The sequence below is a fragment of the Bradyrhizobium sp. WBOS08 genome (assembly GCF_024585125.1).
In the GTDB taxonomy this organism is placed as follows: domain Bacteria; phylum Pseudomonadota; class Alphaproteobacteria; order Rhizobiales; family Xanthobacteraceae; genus Bradyrhizobium; species Bradyrhizobium japonicum_B.
In genome coordinates this window covers 4963835-4980380 of the sequence record NZ_CP028988.1, presented here as the reverse complement: position 1 = coordinate 4980380, position 16546 = coordinate 4963835, and the positions used below count along the sequence as shown (strand labels likewise).

The window sequence follows — 16546 nt, the reverse complement described above, 5'->3', positions numbered from 1 at the left end:
TACGATTTTGATCGTCAACCCATACGTTTTCGGTATGCCAATGGATCTTCGCCGGCTCCGCTATTTCGTCGCCGTCGCCGAGGCGCGCAGCATCGGCAAGGCCGCCGAGCGGCTGCGGATGGCGCAGCCTCCGCTCTCGGTCCAGATCCGCAAGCTCGAGGCCGAGATCGGCGCGCCGCTGTTCCGCCGCGGCACCCGGGGCATGGACCTGACCGAGGCCGGCCAGGCGCTGCTGGCCCGCGCGAGCGAGGCGCTGGCGCTGGCCGTCGACGGCGCCGAAGCCGCGCGCGCGGTCGCCGCCGGCAAGCGCGGGCGGCTCTCGGTCGGCTACATGTTCGTGCTGGCGAATGCGATGCTGCCATCTTTGATTCCGGAGCTGCGGCGATCCATTCCCGGCGTCGACCTCGAATTCGCCGAGCTCAGCGCGTCGACGCGCGAAGCCCGGCTGCTCGATCGCAGCGTCACGGTCGCGCTGTGCATGCCGGCCATCAACCATCCCGAGATCCAGGTGGCGCGGATCGGCGTGCAGCCATTCATGCTGGCAATGCCGATCCGCTCGCCACTCGCACGGCTGAGTGCGGTGCCGATGGAGCGGTTGCACGGCCGCCCGCTGATCGCGTTGCCGCCGCCGGAGCAGGATCCGGCCTCCTCCGCAGTCGCGGCCCTGCTGCGCCGGCATCAGATCGTGATGCCGATCGCGAGCCGGGTCGAGACGGTGCATTCGGCGATGAGCCTGGTTCTCGCCGGCGAAGGCTTTGCGATCGTGCCGAGCTGCGCCAAGCTTGGCGCGCCGCGCGGCATCGTGTTCCGGCCACTGCGCGATGCCACCGACTCCCTCGATATCGCCGTCTGCTGGCGACGGGATTCCCAAAGCCCGGTGATCTCCAGATTTCTCAAATGCGCCGAGAAGGCGGTCGCGCGGATGTGAGGCGCTCTACCAGCTCCGAGTGATCTCCTTGCTCCAGGGCGGATCGGCGCCCGGGCGCGTACAGGTGAGGCCGGCGCAATTGGCGGCAAAGGACAGCGCGTGGCGGAGTTCGTCGGCACTGATGTCCTGCAATGCTTCCCGGGCAATGCGTCCCTGCTTATGCAGAGCAAACAGCAGCGCCGCCTGAAAGCTGTCGCCCGCGCCGATCGTGTCGGCAACGTCGACCTTGGGTGCTTCGACCTCGATCTGGCCTGCCCCCGCGTGCCAGGCGATCGCGCCATGATTGCCGCGGGTGATGACGACGAGGCTGGTGCCCTGCCCGAGCAGCACGCGCGCGCGCTGCGGATACGGCTCCTCGCCGAAGAGATAGTCGAAGTCGACGTCCGACATCTTGATGAGATCGGCTTGGTTCGCGAACTCCGCCATGCGCGCGAGATAGGCCGGCTTGTCCTTGACCAGATTGGGCCGGCAATTCGGATCGAAGGAGATCGTCGAAGCCGCCCGCGCGTCCGCAATCAGGGCCTTGGTCTCGGCCGCGCCGTGGTGGTTGACCAGGGTGGTCGAGCCGACATGGACGGCCTCGACCGTGTCGAAGCGAATGGACCCGCGCCGGTAGGTCCAGTTCCGCGTCGCGGTCTCGGCATCGTAGAAGGCGTAGTGCGACTCGCCCGCGACGATGCGGACGAAGGCCAGCGTGGTCTGGTGATCGCTGCGGGTCGCGAGATCGAGGTCGACGTGAGAGGCCGCGGCATGATCTGCGATCATCCGCCCGAACAGATCGGTCGAGATGCCGCCGACGAAGCCGGTCGGCGCGCCCAGCCGCGCCATGCCGATCGCGACATTGAGGCAGGAGCCGCCGACGGCCGGCATCACCGCCTCGCGTCCCTCGGCGGTTCGCGTCGGCACGAAATCGATCAGCGCATCGCCGCAGGCAATCAGCATGTCCTTCAACCTCTCGCGATGCCGCTCATCGCCGCGCGGCTGCCGCGATCGAGTTCGCGCAGCAGCTTGTAGACCTCGCGCTTGCGGGTGTGAAACGCCGCCATGTCGGGCGCGGTCGGCTCGCTCTTCCGTCCCAGCGCCGACATCCTGGCCATGGTCTCGCCGATCGACGCATAGGCCCCGCCGGCCACCGCCCCCAGCATCGCGGCACCGAGCAGCACCGGCTCCTTCGTCTGCGGCAACGCGACGGTGAGCCCCGTCGTGTCGGCCATGATCTGCCGTACCAGCGGGCTGCGGCTGGCGCCGCCGCCCATGATCATCATGCTGGCGCGCACGCCATGCGCGGCAAAGGCCTCGATCACCTCGGCGAGTCCATAGGCCAGCCCGCACAGACCGGCGACGAACATCCGCTCCATCGAGGCGATGTCGGTGTCGAGATCGAGGCCCGCGATCACCGCGCGCGTATCCGGATCGGCGTGGGGCGAGCGGTTGCCGATGAACTCAGGAAGGACATGGATATCGCGGGCGAGCAGCGCGGCGCGGCTGGCATCGCCGGCGCGTGCGATGATCCGGCGCTCGAGGAAGTCGATGAGGTCGAGCCCCTCGCCGCGCGCCGCCGCGCTGGCCTCTGCATGGGCCGGATGCGACTTGAGCAGATGGTCGATCGCGGCGCCCGCGGCAGACTGACCGCCCTCGTTGAGCCAGAAGTCCGGGACCATGCCGGAGTAATAGGGTCCCCACACACCCGGCACGAAGCACGGCTCCTTGGTCGTCGCCATGATGCAGGCCGACGTCCCCATGATGTAGGCGAGCCGGTCGCAGACATCGCTGTCCCCGCCCGAGCCGTCGCGGCCGCCGATAGCGCCGATGCCGCCGGCATGGGCGTCTATCAACGAGGCACCGACCGGCGTGCCCGGGAACAGGCCGAGCTCGGCCGCGGCCGTGCGGGTGAGACCGCGGCCGAGCCGCGCGCCGGGGGCGACGATCTCGGTGCCGATGCGGGCGTATCTCTCGTTCACGAAGTCCGACAGGCCGATGCGCTTGAAGAACTGCGCGCTCCAGCCGCCGCCGTCGTGGGCCAGATAATTCCACTTGCAGGTGACGGTGCAGGTCGAGCGCTGCAGCGAGCCAGTCGCGCGCCAGGTCAGATAGTCCGCCAGATCGAAGAAGTGGCCGGCGGCGTCGAAGCTGCCACGAAGGTGCCGCTTCAGCCATAGCAGCTTCGGCATTTCCATCTCCGGCGAGATCGAGCCGCCGACATAGCGCAGCACGGCATCTTCGGTCTCGTTGATCAGCCGTGCCTCGGCAATGGCACGATGATCCATCCAGACGATGACATTGCGCTGCGCCTCGCCGGACGCGCTGACGGTGAGCGGCTCGCCCTGCCTGTCGAGGACAACCAGCGAACACGTGGCGTCAAAGCCGATGCCGCTGATGCTGTCGGGCGAAATGCTCGCTTGCGCCATCGCCGCTCGCACCGACGTCGTGCAGGCCTCCCAGATGTCCTGAGACGACTGCTCGACGACGTCGCCGGCCTCGTGCCAGATTCGGATCGGATGCCGCGCGGTCGCGAGCAGGTTTCCGGCCTCGTCAAACACTCCTGCCCGCGTGCTGGTGGTCCCTACGTCGACGCCGATATACGCTCGCGGCATTGTGGCTCCCGGTCGCTTTCCGTCGGTTTTGACGGTGAGCCTACCAGCAAGTGTAGCCGCCATCCACCAGCACGATGCTGCCGGTCATCAGGCTCGCGGCTTCCGAGGAGAGGAACAGCACGACGGAGGCGATCTCCTCGACCTGTCCCATCCGCGCCATCGGAGTTCCACCGATCCAGGCGTCGTACATCCTGGCATTGCTCTTCACGAAGGCGTTGAGCGGCGTCTCGATATAGGTCGGCGCCACTGCATTGACGCGGATGCCGCGCGCGCCCCATTCGGCGGCCAGCGATTTGGTCAGGTGATGCACGGCAGCCTTGGAGGCGTTATAGAAGCACTGCTCCTGCGGCTTGTTGACGATGAAGCCGGACATCGAGCCGACGTTGACGATGGCGCCGCTTTTCGCCTTCAGCATGTGCTTGCCGAATTCGCGGCAGCACCAGAACGTGCCGTTGAGATTGACGTCGATGACATTGAGCCAGTGCTCGTCGGTGACGGTTTCGGCCGGCGTTTCGCTGCGGGCGATGCCGGCATTGTTGACGAGAATGTCGACCTTGCCGTGGCGGGCGACGAGGTCGTTCGCGACTTCCGCCACCCGCCTGGTATCGGTCACGTCCATGATTGCGGTCTCGATGTCGAAGCCCTTTGCCTTCAGGCTGGCCTTGGCGCTGTCGGCGACCTTGCCGTCGCGGTCGCCGATGATCACCCTGGCGCCGGCTTCAGCCAGCGCTTCCGCGCAGCCAAGGCCGATGCCCTGCCCGCCGCCGGTGATGAACGCGGTCTTGCCGTTCAGCTTGAATTTTTCCAGGTACATGGCGGTGTTTCCGTTGTCTTGACGTTTCTTGTCAGCTTCGAAGCGCGTTGCCGGCCTCGTCGAAGCGGTGGATGCGCGCAGGGTCCGGCAACAGCGAGACGCGGTCGCCGGCGTGCAGGCTCAATTCCCCGACATAGCGCGCCGTCAGCATGCCGAGCGCACCGGCTTCGACATAAAGAAAGGTGTCGCTGCCGAGATGCTCGGCGACCGCGATCGTGCCCAGCCAGCCGCCGGCGCCGTCGCGATCGATCTTGAGGTGCTCCGGCCGTACGCCGATCGTGGTCGCGCCCTGCTGCGCAGCGAGCTCCCCGGTGACGAAATTCATCCTGGGCGAGCCGATGAAGCCGGCGACGAAGAGATTGGCCGGCCGCTCGTAGAGCTCCAGCGGCGAGCCATATTGCTCGATCTTGCCGCCGTTGAGCACGACGATCTTGTCGGCCATGGTCATGGCCTCGACCTGGTCGTGGGTGACGTAGATCGCGGTCGTGCCGAGCTGCTTCTGCAGCCGCGTCACCTCGATGCGCATCTGCACGCGTAGCGCTGCATCGAGATTGGACAGCGGCTCGTCGAACAGGAACGCCTTGGGCTCGCGCACGATGGCGCGGCCGATCGCGACGCGCTGGCGCTGACCGCCGGAGAGCTCGCGCGGCTTGCGGTCGAGATAGGGCGTGAGGTTCAGCGTGGCGGCGGCGGCCTCGACCTTGCGGTTAATCTCGTCCTTCGGCAGCCCCGCCATCTTCAGGCCGAAGCCGATATTGCCGCGCACGCTCATGTGCGGATAGAGCGCGTAGGACTGAAACACCATCGACAGTCCGCGCTTGGCGGGCGGCGTGTCGACGACGTTCTTGCCGTCGATCAGGATCCTGCCGCCGGAGACGTCTTCGAGACCGGCAATCAGCCGCAGCAAGGTCGTCTTGCCGCAGCCGGACGGACCGACGAAGACCACGAAGGAGCCGTCGGCGATATCCAAATCGGCGCCTTTGATGATGTGCACGGGGCCGAACGATTTCTGCACGCCTTGAAGTGTGATCTGACCCATGATCCGGCAGCCCCTCTACTTCACCGCGCCGAAGGTGAGCCCGCGCACGAGCTGCTTCTGGCTGAACCAACCGAGGACGAGAATGGGCGCGATCGCCATCGTCGAGGCCGCCGACAGCTTTGCCCAGAACAGCCCTTCCGGGCTCGAATAGGAGGCGATGAACGTGGTCAGGGGCGCCGCGTTCGAGGTCGACAAATTGAGCGTCCAGAACGCCTCGTTCCAGGCGAGGATCAGGTTCAGCAGCATCGTGGACGCCAGCCCCGGGATCGCCATCGGCGTCAGCACGTAGACCAGCTCGCGGCCGATGGTGGCGCCGTCCATGCGTGCGACTTCGAGAATGTCGCGCGGGATTTCCTTGAAATAGGTGAAGAGCATCCAGATGACGATCGGCAGGTTGCCGAGGCACAGGATGAAGACGAGACCGATGCGGGAATCCAGCAGACCGAAGGACTTGTAGATCAGGTAGATCGGCACCAAGACCCCGACCGGCGGCATCATCTTGGTCGAGAGCATCCAGAGCAGGATGTCCTTGGTGCGCTTGGTCGGCGAGAACGCCATCGACCAGGCCGCAGGAATGGCGATCAAGAGAGCGATGAGCGTCGAGCCGCCGGCGATGACGATCGAGTTCATCGCGTGGTGGAAATAGTCGCTGCGCTCCTGCACGGTGGCATAGTTCTCCGTGGTCCAGTGGAAGAGCAGGAAGGACGGCGGTATGGCAAAGGCCTCGAGCTCGGTCTTGAAGCTCGTCAGCATCATCCACAGGATCGGGAAGAAGATCAGGAAGCCGAAGGACCACGCTCCGATCGTCGAGACCACCACCCGTCGCGTCGTCGCCATCCGCGCCATGCTTCAAGCCTCCAGATTGCGGCCGACGATGCGGACGAGGAAGAAGGCGACGACGTTGGCGATCACCACGGCGACGAGGCCGCCCGCCGAGGCGGTGCCGACGTCGAACTGGATCAGCGCCTGCGAATAGATCAGGAAGGCGATGTTGGTGGTTTGCAGGCCCGGCCCTCCCCCTGTCGTGACGAAGATCTCGGCGAACACCGTCAGCAGGAAGATGGTCTCGATCAGGATCACCACCGTGATGGGACGCGCAAGATGCGGCAGCGTGATGTAGATGAAGGTCGATAGCGCGCGGGCGCCGTCCATTTCGGCCGCCTCCTTCTGCTCTTCGTCGAGCGATTGCAGCGCGGTGAGCAGGATCAGCGTCGCGAACGGCAGCCATTGCCAGGTCACGATCAGGATCACCGCAAACAGTGGCACGTCGTTGAACCAGTCGATCGGCGTCAGGCCGAACAACGAGGCGAGCCAGGCGAACAGGCCGGACACCGGATGCATCAACAGGTTCTTCCAGACCAGCGCGCTGACCGTTGGCATCACGAAGAATGGCGCGATCACCATCAGCCGCACGACATTGCGCCCGATCACCGGCTGGTCCATCAGCAGCGCGAGCGGAATGCCGAGCAGGATCGTCAGCGCGAGCACGGAGCCGACCAGCACCAGCGTGTTCCGAAGCGAGGCCAGGAAGGCGGGATCGGTGAGGAAGTAGCGGAAGTTCTCCAGGCCCACGAACGACTCGGAGCCGGGATCGAGCAGGCTGTAATGCAGGGTCGAGAAATAGATCGTCAGCGCGAGCGGAACGATCATCCAGATGAAGAGCAGCCCGACCGCAGGCGTCAGGAGCGAGCGCGCAAGGAGCTGCGTCTGCAGGGTTGCCATGCCTGACTTCTCCTTCAGAGCATTTTCAAGCGAGTTGGAGACCGGTTCGCGGGAAGAAAACGCGTCAAAGCGAAACCTCGGGAAGAAGGCGGCCATCCATCCGGGAATCGGCGGATGGCCGCAAGTGTGAGCTCAGGAGGTCGAGCTCGGGTTCACTTGATGTAACCGGCGCGCTTCATCTCGCGCTCGGTCGCCGATTGCGCCGCAGTCAGCGCGGCATCGACCGTCATCGAGCCCGCAAGCGCGGCCGAGAATTGCTGGCCGACCTGGGTGCCGATGCCCTGGAATTCGGGAATCGCGGCGTATTGCACCCCGACATAAGGCACCGGCTTCACCGTCGGCTTGTTCGGATCGGCCGCGTCGATCGAGGCCAGCGTCAGCTTCGCGAACGGGGCGACCTTCAGATAGTCCGGGTTCTGGTAGAGCGAGGTGCGCGTGCCCGGCGGCACGTTGGCCCAGCCGTCCTTCGACGCCACGAGCTTGGTGTAGTCCTTGCTGGTCGCCCAGGCGATGAACTTCTCGGCAGCCTCCGTCTTCTTGGAGCCGGCGGGGATCGCGAGATTCCAGGCCCACAGCCAGTTGGCGTTCTTGCCGAGGCCGGTGTTGGGCGCCAGCGCGAAACCGACCTTGTCCGCGACCTTGGAGTCCTTCGGGTTGGTGACGAAGGATGCCGCGACCGTGGCGTCGATCCACATCGCGCACTTGCCGGCGTTGAACAGCGCCAGGTTCTCGTTGAAGCCGTTGGAGCTCGCGCCGGGCGGGCCGGCGTCCTTCATGAGGTTGACGTAGGTCGTCAGCGTCGTCTTCCATTCCGGCGTGTTGAACTGGGGCTGCCACTTCTCGTCGAACCAGCGCGCACCGTAGGAATTGGCCATCGCCGACAGGAACGCCATGTTCTCGCCCCAGCCGGCCTTGCCGCGCAGGCAGATGCCGTAGGTGCCTGCACCCTTGTCGGTGAGCTTCCTGGCGGCATCGACCACGAAATCCCAGGTCGGCTTTTCCGGCATCTTCAGGCCGGCCTTCTCGAACAGATCGGTGCGATACATCACCATCGAGCTCTCGCCGTAGAACGGTGCGGCGTAGAGCTTGCCGTCGACGGAGACCGCGTCCTTGATCTTGGGCAGGAGGTCGGCGACATCGTAGTCGCCGCCGAGATTGGCGAGCGGCACCAGCCAGCCCTTCTTGGCCCAGATCGGCACCTCGTAGGTGCCGATGGTGAGCACGTCGAATTGACCGCCCTTGGTGGCGATGTCGGTGGTGACCCGCTGGCGCAGCACGTTCTCCTCCAGCGTTACCCATTTCACCGTGATGTCGGGGTTCTTCTTGGTGAATTCGCTCGTCAGCCCCTGCATGCGGATCATGTCGCCGTTGTTGACGGTGGCGATCGTCAGGGTCGTTTCGGCCATCGCGGGGACGGCCAGCAAAAGTGCAGATGCGCCGCAGACGGCGCCCAGGATGAGCTTCACGGTGACCTCCCCTCAATCGCGTTTGAGCATATGCCCACGCGTTGGGTGTATGTTCAACGGAGCAGCGGCCGTTGTCAAGCAGGCGCGTGGGCGCTCCCGCAACTTATGAGTGCTGCGGTGCGGAAGGGGCCGGCCCAAACCTCGGTGTCATGCCCCGCGAAGGCGGGGCATCCAGTACTCCGTGTCGTAAGTTGGTTTGCCCTAAGAGAGAGGCCGCGCCGTACTGGATCGTCCGCCTACGCGGACGATGACAGCGGCGCGAGAAGCTAGCCCGCCGCCCTACCGCTCCAGAATCGCCCTTGCCGTGGTCTCGTCGGTGATGAGGCCGTTGATCAGCCCGCCGTTCAGGGCGGCCGCGATGGCTGCGACCTTAGCTGCACCCACCGCGGCACCGATCGTCGTGGTCTTCGCCGGCACTTCCGGCGGGATGCTGGTGAGACGCTTGTTGGTGCCGGCCTTGAGCAGACGTCCCTTGGAATCATAGGCCCAGCCGGTGATCTCGCCGATGGCGCCGAGCCGCATCATCTCGAACAATTCGTCGCGGGTGACGAAGCCGTCGACGTGAACCTGCGCCTTCTGGTCCATCTGGCCGATGCCGACGAGGCGCAGATCCGCCTTGGCCGCGACAGCCTTCACCTTGGCGATCGGCTCGATGCGGACCATCTTGTTGCGCTCGTCCTCCGACGACATCAGGAACGGCAGCGGCATCGGATAGTGCCGCGCTCCGGTGCGGTCCGCGAGCCGGCCGACGGTATCGTAGAAGCTCGCCGAACCGTCGGCGGAGATGTTGCCGACCAACGAGACGATCTGGTGATTGGGCCGGTCGATCGGCGTGACGCGCTCGACCGCGGCGCGCACGGCACGGCCGGTGCCGAGCGCCACGATCACGGGCGTCTCTGACCGCAGCGTCGCATCGAGCAGATTGGCGCAGCGCTCCGCGATGCCTGCGGTGGCCTGGGGAGCAGCCGGATCGGCCGGCACGACCTCGCAATGGACGAGGTCGAACCGCTGCTTCAGACGCGCCGCAAGCTCCATGCAGGCGGCGATGGGATGTTCGAGCCGAAAGGTGATGAGGCGTTCGGCGAGGCACAGCGAGACCAGCCGCTGCGCCGAGGCGCGCGAGACCTGGAGCATCTTTGCGATCTCGTCCTGGGTGTGACCGGCGATGAAATAAAGCCAGCCGGCCCGCGCGGCATCGTCCAATCGCGACTTGTCGTTGTCGGCGGCCATGCGGGCCTCACGCCTCCCAGAAATCGCTCATGCGCGCGAAGACCCGGTCGGCCCCCGCGCCGGCCAATATAGCCTGCCCATCACGGCCGCGGTAATGGCTGCCGCCGACAAATCCCCAGACCGTCATGCCGGCCGCCTTGGCCGCCGCAACGCCGCTGACGCTGTCCTCGATCACCAGCGTGCGTGCAGGCCGCGCTCCCATCTTCTCCGCCGCGAGCAGGAAGAGATCCGGCGCCGGCTTGCCATGCCTGACCATTTGCGCGGTGTAGATCCGCTCGCCGAAATGCACCCGCAGGCCGGTGACGTCGAGGGAGAGCGTCACGCGGTCGAAATCGCTGGACGAGGCCACGCAGAACGGCACCGACAAGTCGGATATCACGCCGGCAATGCCGGGGATCGGCTGCAGCGACGCTGCGAAGGTCGACAGCACTTGCGACTTCAAGCGCGGCAGAAAGCTCTCCGGCACGGTCTGTCCGAGGCCACGATAATGCTGCTCGATTGCCTTGGTGCTGCGGCCGAGAAAGAGCTCGAGCGCCTGCTGCTGGCTGAGCGCGATATCGAACTCGGCCAGCACCTCGGACAGGCACCGGCAGCTCAATAGCTCGCTGTCGACGAGCACGCCGTCGCAATCGAAGATGATCAGTTCGGGGCTCGGCCGGTCCTGCTCCATCCGGCCATTCGATCATATGCCCACAATGTGAGCAATAGCTCACAGGAGAACGAGGCGCCGGGGTTTCTCGTCAATGCGCGACCTGCCGGTAGATCGCCGGTAGCGCCGCGGGCAGCCGCTTGATGTTGCCGACGATGGCGTAGCCACCGCGGCCGAACAGGGTCGGGAAGTAGGATTGCGCGGTGGCGTCCACCGTGACGCCGAAGGCGGCGATGCCGAGCCGGCGCGCCTCCTGCACCGACTTGCGGGTGTCCTCGACCGCGAAGCGACCCTCGTAATGATCGACGTCGTTCGGCTTGCCGTCGGTGAGGACGATCAGCAGCTTCTTGCGTTGCGGCTGGCGCACGAGCTCGGCCGCGACGTGGCGCACCGCCGTGCCGATCCGCGTGTAATAGCCGGGCTTCAGCGCGCCGATCCGGCGCTCAACCGTCGCGCTCATCGGTTCGCCAAAGGCCTTGACCGTTTCGAGCCGCACCCAGGAGCGCCGGCGCGAAGTGAAGGTCAGGATGCTGTGGTGGTCGCCGCAGGCCGAGAGCCCGTGGGCGAGCACCAGCAGCGCCTCTTTCTCGACGTCGAGCACGCGGTAGCCGTCGACCCAGGCGTCGGTGGACAGCGAGACGTCGACCAGCAGCGTGACGGCGAGATCGTGCCCTTGCGGACGCATGGCGACATGGATGCGATCGAGACCGCTGCCGCCACTGCCGGCACGCAGGTCGCATTGCGCCCGCACCAGCGCGTCGAGATCGAGGTCGTGTCCGTCGGCCTGTGCGCGCATCAATTCGTGGCGCGGCCGCAGCACCTCGAAGCGGCGGCGCACCTGACGGATGTGCCGGCGCATGGCATCGTCAGGCGTCCAGCTCTCACCCTGCTCGGAGGCCGCGCCTGCGAGCACGCGGCAATGGTCAGGCAGATAGGAGCCGCTGCGATAGTTCCATTCGGGATAGGTGAGGTCCGCATTCAGCTTCGAGGCATCGAGCGCTTCCGGCGGCAGGTCGAGATCGAACTTGAACCGGCTCGCCGGCTTGCCGGTGCGGCGGCTGAGCGTGATCTCCTCGAGATCGTCGGCCGCCTTCTGCGCATCCTCGTCCTCGCTGTCGTCGGCCGGACGGTCGACATTGACCATCTCGGCCATCGCCAGGATCTTCTCGAAGCGGTTGAGCACGAAAGGATCGCGCCGGTTGGCATTGTCCTCGCGCTCGCGGACGGCAAAGCGTTTGCGATCGTTCTCAGCCGCGGCTTCCGCGCCCGCTGCGCATTCGTCCTCGCCGGCATGAGCGGGCGAGAGTTCGCGCGTCCAGCAATCCCCCCAGAGCGGGCACGGCAGGATCGATCGATAGCCCGGCGGCGCCTTGTCCGGCAGCGGGCTCGTGCCCATCATCGCCGGCCACAGCTTGCCGGCAGGCGCCTTGCCGGTTCCGAGCAGGGCCAGCACGATCTGCTCGACCTCCTGTTCGATCCGCGGGAGGGGACGGCGGGGCCGGGCTTCCGCGGTTGCTGCGGCGAGCTTCGCGTAATCGCCGACAAGACCGGGAAATTGCATGAGCACAAACACCGCCGTCTCGCTTGCCCGGCGCAACACCAGCAGATCCCGCCGCAGCGGATCGGCTTCCGTGATCGTGTCGATCGGCGCGGCGGCGAACCACGCCGCAAGCCAGCTATAGAGCGCCGCGTTCAACGCGCGGTCGGGAAAGATCGAGATGCGATCGGGCAGGAAGATGGTCGCAGCGTCACGACCCGGCTGCTCGAGCCGCTCGTCTCCGAGGCCGATGCGTTGCCGCCAGCCGAGGCGGTGCCCCGATTTTCGCGCGCCTGCGCTTGCAATCTGCACCCCGGTCTCGCCGCCGAGCGCGCGGAAGACCACCGCGAGCCGCCCCCTCACCTCGGTCAGCGCGACGGCGTGTTCGTCGTGAACCGGATAGCTCGCGGTGCCGCCGACCATCCTGTGCCAGGCGCGGCCGACCGTCTCCTCCAGTTCGAGGAAGTCGAGCATCGGTGCGCCCTCACCCGATGACGGCGCGTGCGACGTCCAGCAGCGCCGCCTTGACGTCGGGGTCGTCGGTAAGCGGCTCGATCATGCCGGCCAGCACGGCATCGGCGACCGCCGTGCCCGCGGCGATCAGGGTGGCGCAATAGACCACGAGCCGGGTCGAGACGCCCTCCTCCAGATCGTGCCCCTTGAGCGCACGCAGCCGGCCAGCCAGCCCGACCAGCGGCCGCACCTGCTCCGGCGACAGCCCGCTTTCAGCGGACACGACGCCGATCTCCTGCTCCGGCGGCAGGAAATCGAATTCGATGGCGACGAAGCGCTGCCGAGTCGAGGGCTTCAGCGCCTTCAGCAGCGTCTGGTAGCCGGGATTGTAGGAGACGACGAGCATGAAGCTGCGTGGCGCCACCAGCTCCTCGCCGGTCCGTTCCAGCGGCAGGATGCGGCGATCGTCGGTCAGAGGATGCAGCACGACGGTGACGTCCTTGCGGGCCTCCACGACCTCGTCGAGATAGCAGATGCCGCCCTCGCGTACGGCGCGCGTCAGCGGACCGTCGGTCCACACGGTGTCGCCGCCCCTGAGCAGATGACGGCCGGTGAGATCGGCAGCGGTCAGATCGTCATGACAGGCAACGGTGTGAAGCGGCAGCCCCAGCCGCGCCGCCATATGCGCGACGAAGCGGGTCTTGCCGCAGCCGGTCGGCCCCTTCAGCAGCACGGGGAGCTGATGGCGCCAGGCGTGTTCGAACAGCGCGCATTCGTTGCCGCTCGCAACATAGGCCGGCAGCTCGGGCCGAGGTGCCGCCACGGCGAGAAGTGCTGCGTTCATGATCTTCCTCCGGATTTCACAAAGAGAGGGCGGCCGCGACGAACCGCGGCCGCCTTTTACGTTTACTCAGCCGGCTGCAGCGCGGCGGGAATGACCGCCTGCTTTTCGCGGCTCGGCACCAGCACGGCCCAGACGAACATCAGCGCGGAGATTGCCACGAACACACCGGAGCCGAGACGGACCCAGTAGAACATCGCGAGCTGGTCCTGCACGTCCATGTAGCCCTGGCCGAGCACGCGCTGGAGGTGGACCTGGACCACGCCGGCGAAGGTCAGCGCGAAGGTCATCACCATCATGGCCGTGCACATGATCCAGAAGCTCGTCATGGACAGCCACTGGTTATAGGGCGCACGTCCCTTCAGCTGCGGGATCGCATAGGCCATCACCGACAGGTTCAGCATCACATAGGCGCCGAAGAAGGCGAGATGGCCGTGTGCGGCAGTGACCTGCGTGCCGTGGGTGTAGTAGTTCACCGAGGACAGCGTGTGCAGGAAGCCCCACACGCCGGCGCCGAGGAACGCCATCACCGAGCAGCCGACCGACCACAGCAACGCGGCGCGGTTCGGATGCTTGCGGCCGGCCTTCCAGGTCATCTGCACCGTGAAGATCACCATGGTGAAGAACGGCGCCACTTCGAGCGTGGAGAACAGCGAGCCGATCCACTGCCAGTAGCCGGGTGCGCCGATCCAGTAGAAGTGGTGGCCGGTGCCGAGGATGCCCGAGAACAGGGCAAGACCGATGATGACGTAGAGCCACTTCTCGACCACCTCACGATCGATGCCGTTGAGCTTGATCATCAGATAAGCGAGCACAGAGGCCATGATCAGCTCCCAGACGCCTTCGACCCAGAGATGGACGACGTACCACCAGTACATCTTGTCGACGGCAAGGTTCACCGGATTGTAGAAGGCGAACAGGAAGAAGATCGCAACACCCCACAAGCCGAACAGCAGGATGTTGGTGATCGTGGTCTTGCGGCCCTTCAGCGCCGTCATCGTCACGTTGAACAGGAACATCAGGCAGACGACGACGATGCCGACCTTGAGGATGAAGGGCTGCTCGAGGAATTCGCGGCCCTCGTGATAGTGGAAGAGATAGCCGACCACGGCGGCCCCGGCCGCGCCAAAGAACATCCAGAACTGGATCTTCGCCAGCAGCGGGCTATAGAGCTCGGTCTCGGTCTCTTCCGGGAGCAGGAAGTAGGTCGCGCCCATGAAGCCGATCAGCGACCACACGATCAGCGCGTTGGTGTGGATCATCCTGACGATGTTGAACGGCAGGAGGGCCGACAACGTGTTGGGCAGGACGTAGATGGTTCCGGCGAGAAGGCCGAACAGGACCTGGGCCAGGAACAGGGTCAGCGCGCCGTAGAAATACAGCATCGCGACTTTCTGGGTTTGATATTTCATCTAGGGTTCTCTCTGTCTTGAAAGAGGAAAGCGCTCAGCCGGCCTTGTTCGGCGGCCATTCCTGCCGCTTGATCTTGCTGGTCCATTCCAGGAAGTCGGCGAGATCGTCGAGCTCCTGGTTGGTGAGGTTGAACTGCGGCATCTGCCGCCGGCCCGGCGCACCGGAGGGCTGCGACTGCATCCAAGCCTTCAGCGTCTCGCGCGCGGCGGCCGGATCCTCGTTGCCGCCCCAGCGATCCCAGACATTGCCGACCTCAGGCGCGAAATAGGCGCCCTCGCCAAGCAGGGTGTGGCAGTTGATGCAGGAGTTCTTCTCCCAGACATGCTTGCCGCGGGCGACCGACGACGTCAGCGTGGTTGCGTCCGTGGACGTCGTGGCGATGTAGTAGTGGCTGTGTGCCGTCAGCCCTATGAAAATGGCGAAGAAAAAGGCCGAGCCGCCGTAGAACACATTTCGAGCGGCCGACTTGGTCAGGCGTTCAGCCATTGCCAATCCTTTCCGGTTTGAGTCTCAGAATTCGGTGATGCGATTTATTGCCGAAGGGCGCCGATCAATCTTTGTCGAAGCGCAACGAGCGCGAAGATGCGCGACATGGGGGTCAGATCAGAACGACGATGGCGGATGCGAGCCACGCGAACAGCACCACGATGAGGATCCAGGCACTGACGAGGCCGCGCCAGAGCGCCGGCGCCGCGCGAAGGTCGAGGAAGTCGAGCACGACACGGCGGCCCTTGAGGGCGGCGAAGGTGAGCAGCAAGGCATTGGCGAACAAGGGTCGCGACACCAGCGCGGGAACCAGAAGGGTCGCGAGCGCGAGGCCGATCAACACGATCCAGGCCAGGTCGAGACGATCGGGAATCACGGGTGCACCAGATAGATGATGGGAAACATGACGATCCAGAGCAGGTCGACCATGTGCCAGAACGCGGTTCCGGTCTCGACGCTTGCCGCCCGGGCACCCCGGGAAACCACGGCGAGAATCACGATGCCGAGGCCGACATGCAGCAGATGGAATCCGGTGAGGAGGAAGTACAACGTGAAGAACGGGCTGGTCTCCAGGCCGTTTCCCGAGGCGATCTCGCCGGCATATTCGAGCAGCTTGACCGCGATGAAGAGCGCGCCGAGCGCCATGGCGCCGAACAGCCAGCCGCGCGCACGTCCCCTTTCGCCGGCGCGTGCTCCAGCCGTCGCCCGTGCGGCAGCCCAGCCGCTGGTCACCAGCACGATGGTGTTGAGTCCCGCCAGATGCGCATCAAGCGTGGCCTGACCGGCCGCGAAGACCGCCGGGTGAAGCGCACGAGCGACGACGAAGGCACCCAGGAACAGGCCGAAGGCGGCGAGCTCGCTGAAGATGAGCACCCAGATCATGGGATCGCCGGGAAGATCTTCCAGGATTCCCCAGCCGCTGCCTTCCTGTTCGAGGTCCGTCGCCGACATCTGCCTTCCGCATCAAGCCGCCGGACAGATATCCCACATGCGCAGTTCCGACTTTGTCGCCGGACAAATAGTGCGACCGGCCAGAGGCGCGTTTGCGCTGCCGCAACGTTCCGCCCGCCCCGCCGTCATAGGGTGGATGCCATCGAGCGGTTCCGCGAAACGGCGAGCGAAGAGATGAGCGATGCACAGATCGGGCTGATGACGGCGACCCCCATCATCATCGTGTTCGCCCTCGCGCTCCGGCGAATGGGGGTGCTGTCGACCGTGGCAACGATCTCGGCGGTGAGCCTGTCCGTCGCGATCGCGGCGGTGCTGTTCACGACGCAATCACCGCTGCCGTAGCGCCGTCGTTGTAGGGTGGGCAAAGCGTAGCGTGCCCACGCATTTTCGCGATCGAGAGAGATGGTGGGCACGGCGCTTTGC

17 protein-coding genes are annotated in these 16546 nt (G+C 65.7%); 2 read left to right on the top strand and 15 right to left on the bottom strand.

The annotated features are described in order from the left end of the window. Positions 1 to 40 precede the first annotated feature (40 nt). Positions 41 to 928: a LysR family transcriptional regulator gene (locus DCM80_RS23315; RefSeq protein ID WP_257193882.1), complete on the top strand. Its 888-nt coding sequence runs from the start codon at positions 41 to 43 to the stop codon at positions 926 to 928. 6 nt (positions 929 to 934) lie between these two features. Here DCM80_RS23315 and DCM80_RS23310 read toward each other — a convergent pair whose 3' ends face one another. The 15 genes from DCM80_RS23310 to DCM80_RS23240 all read right to left on the bottom strand — a co-directional run bounded on the left by DCM80_RS23310 (position 935) and on the right by DCM80_RS23240 (position 16123). Next, on the bottom strand, positions 935 to 1870 hold the full coding sequence (locus tag DCM80_RS23310; protein WP_257193881.1) for a carbohydrate kinase: 936 nt from the start codon (positions 1868 to 1870) through the stop codon (positions 935 to 937). Positions 1871 to 1875: 5 nt separating this feature from the next. After that, positions 1876 to 3522, bottom strand: coding sequence for an FGGY-family carbohydrate kinase (locus tag DCM80_RS23305; RefSeq protein ID WP_257193880.1), 1647 nt, complete (start codon positions 3520 to 3522; stop codon positions 1876 to 1878). A gap of 40 nt (positions 3523 to 3562) precedes the next feature. Next, positions 3563 to 4336: an SDR family NAD(P)-dependent oxidoreductase gene (locus DCM80_RS23300; RefSeq protein ID WP_257193879.1), complete on the bottom strand. Its 774-nt coding sequence runs from the start codon at positions 4334 to 4336 to the stop codon at positions 3563 to 3565. 31 nt (positions 4337 to 4367) lie between these two features. Beyond that, the gene (locus DCM80_RS23295; protein WP_257193878.1) at positions 4368 to 5375 is read right to left on the bottom strand and encodes an ABC transporter ATP-binding protein; all 1008 of its coding nucleotides are present in this window, start codon (positions 5373 to 5375) and stop codon (positions 4368 to 4370) included. A 15-nt stretch (positions 5376 to 5390) separates the two neighbouring features. Next, complete coding sequence (locus tag DCM80_RS23290) at positions 5391 to 6221, bottom strand: carbohydrate ABC transporter permease (protein WP_257193876.1); 831 nt, start codon at positions 6219 to 6221, stop codon at positions 5391 to 5393. A gap of 3 nt (positions 6222 to 6224) precedes the next feature. Then, positions 6225 to 7097 (bottom strand): carbohydrate ABC transporter permease, encoded by an 873-nt coding sequence (locus DCM80_RS23285; protein WP_257193875.1) that lies wholly within the window; start codon positions 7095 to 7097, stop codon positions 6225 to 6227. Positions 7098 to 7249: 152 nt separating this feature from the next. Next, on the bottom strand, positions 7250 to 8503 hold the full coding sequence (locus DCM80_RS23280; protein WP_257198021.1) for a sugar ABC transporter substrate-binding protein: 1254 nt from the start codon (positions 8501 to 8503) through the stop codon (positions 7250 to 7252). 339 nt (positions 8504 to 8842) lie between these two features. Next, positions 8843 to 9793 carry a sugar-binding transcriptional regulator gene (locus DCM80_RS23275; protein WP_257193874.1) on the bottom strand — a complete coding sequence of 317 codons (951 nt, stop codon included), beginning with the start codon at positions 9791 to 9793 and terminating at the stop codon, positions 8843 to 8845. A 7-nt stretch (positions 9794 to 9800) separates the two neighbouring features. Continuing rightward, on the bottom strand, positions 9801 to 10463 hold the full coding sequence (locus DCM80_RS23270; protein ID WP_257193873.1) for an HAD family hydrolase: 663 nt from the start codon (positions 10461 to 10463) through the stop codon (positions 9801 to 9803). Between the two features lie 70 nt (positions 10464 to 10533). Then, positions 10534 to 12453, bottom strand: coding sequence for a nitric oxide reductase activation protein NorD (locus DCM80_RS23265; protein ID WP_257193872.1), 1920 nt, complete (start codon positions 12451 to 12453; stop codon positions 10534 to 10536). A 10-nt stretch (positions 12454 to 12463) separates the two neighbouring features. Further along, a complete protein-coding gene (locus DCM80_RS23260; RefSeq protein WP_257193871.1) occupies positions 12464 to 13276 on the bottom strand; it encodes a CbbQ/NirQ/NorQ/GpvN family protein in 813 nt (270 codons plus the stop codon). Positions 13277 to 13338: 62 nt separating this feature from the next. Further along, a complete protein-coding gene (locus tag DCM80_RS23255; RefSeq protein WP_257193869.1) occupies positions 13339 to 14685 on the bottom strand; it encodes a cbb3-type cytochrome c oxidase subunit I in 1347 nt (448 codons plus the stop codon). Positions 14686 to 14719: 34 nt separating this feature from the next. Then, complete coding sequence (locus tag DCM80_RS23250) at positions 14720 to 15172, bottom strand: cytochrome c (RefSeq protein ID WP_028135519.1); 453 nt, start codon at positions 15170 to 15172, stop codon at positions 14720 to 14722. A gap of 112 nt (positions 15173 to 15284) precedes the next feature. Beyond that, positions 15285 to 15545, bottom strand: a complete 261-nt coding sequence (locus DCM80_RS23245) for a cytochrome C oxidase subunit IV family protein (protein WP_028135518.1) — start codon at positions 15543 to 15545, stop codon at positions 15285 to 15287. Continuing rightward, positions 15545 to 16123 (bottom strand): cytochrome c oxidase subunit 3 family protein, encoded by a 579-nt coding sequence (locus DCM80_RS23240; RefSeq protein WP_257193868.1) that lies wholly within the window; start codon positions 16121 to 16123, stop codon positions 15545 to 15547. Before DCM80_RS23240 ends, DCM80_RS23245 begins: the two co-directional genes overlap by 1 nt. 132 nt (positions 16124 to 16255) lie before the next feature. Between DCM80_RS23240 and DCM80_RS23235 the strand changes: the two genes are divergently transcribed. Next, complete coding sequence (locus tag DCM80_RS23235; protein WP_257198121.1) at positions 16256 to 16465, top strand: hypothetical protein; 210 nt, start codon at positions 16256 to 16258, stop codon at positions 16463 to 16465. Positions 16466 to 16546 lie beyond the last annotated feature (81 nt).

Excerpts from the sequence above, each read along its gene's own strand:
- DCM80_RS23250 (WP_028135519.1), bottom strand. The coding sequence starts at position 15,172 with ATGGCTGAACGCCTGACCAAGTCGGCCGCTCGAAATGTGTTCTACGGC.
- DCM80_RS23290 (WP_257193876.1), bottom strand. The coding sequence starts at position 6,221 with ATGGCGCGGATGGCGACGACGCGACGGGTGGTGGTCTCGACGATCGGA.
- DCM80_RS23260 (WP_257193871.1), bottom strand. The coding sequence starts at position 13,276 with ATGAACGCAGCACTTCTCGCCGTGGCGGCACCTCGGCCCGAGCTGCCG.
- DCM80_RS23275 (WP_257193874.1), bottom strand. The coding sequence starts at position 9,793 with ATGGCCGCCGACAACGACAAGTCGCGATTGGACGATGCCGCGCGGGCC.
- DCM80_RS23285 (WP_257193875.1), bottom strand. The coding sequence starts at position 7,097 with ATGGCAACCCTGCAGACGCAGCTCCTTGCGCGCTCGCTCCTGACGCCT.
- DCM80_RS23255 (WP_257193869.1), bottom strand. The coding sequence starts at position 14,685 with ATGAAATATCAAACCCAGAAAGTCGCGATGCTGTATTTCTACGGCGCG.
- DCM80_RS23280 (WP_257198021.1), bottom strand. The coding sequence starts at position 8,503 with ATGGCCGAAACGACCCTGACGATCGCCACCGTCAACAACGGCGACATG.
- DCM80_RS23310 (WP_257193881.1), bottom strand. The coding sequence starts at position 1,870 with ATGCTGATTGCCTGCGGCGATGCGCTGATCGATTTCGTGCCGACGCGA.
- DCM80_RS23270 (WP_257193873.1), bottom strand. The coding sequence starts at position 10,463 with ATGGAGCAGGACCGGCCGAGCCCCGAACTGATCATCTTCGATTGCGAC.
- DCM80_RS23305 (WP_257193880.1), bottom strand. The coding sequence starts at position 3,522 with ATGCCGCGAGCGTATATCGGCGTCGACGTAGGGACCACCAGCACGCGG.
- DCM80_RS23240 (WP_257193868.1), bottom strand. The coding sequence starts at position 16,123 with ATGTCGGCGACGGACCTCGAACAGGAAGGCAGCGGCTGGGGAATCCTG.
- DCM80_RS23300 (WP_257193879.1), bottom strand. The coding sequence starts at position 4,336 with ATGTACCTGGAAAAATTCAAGCTGAACGGCAAGACCGCGTTCATCACC.
- DCM80_RS23265 (WP_257193872.1), bottom strand. The coding sequence starts at position 12,453 with ATGCTCGACTTCCTCGAACTGGAGGAGACGGTCGGCCGCGCCTGGCAC.
- DCM80_RS23295 (WP_257193878.1), bottom strand. The coding sequence starts at position 5,375 with ATGGGTCAGATCACACTTCAAGGCGTGCAGAAATCGTTCGGCCCCGTG.
- DCM80_RS23315 (WP_257193882.1), top strand. The coding sequence starts at position 41 with ATGGATCTTCGCCGGCTCCGCTATTTCGTCGCCGTCGCCGAGGCGCGC.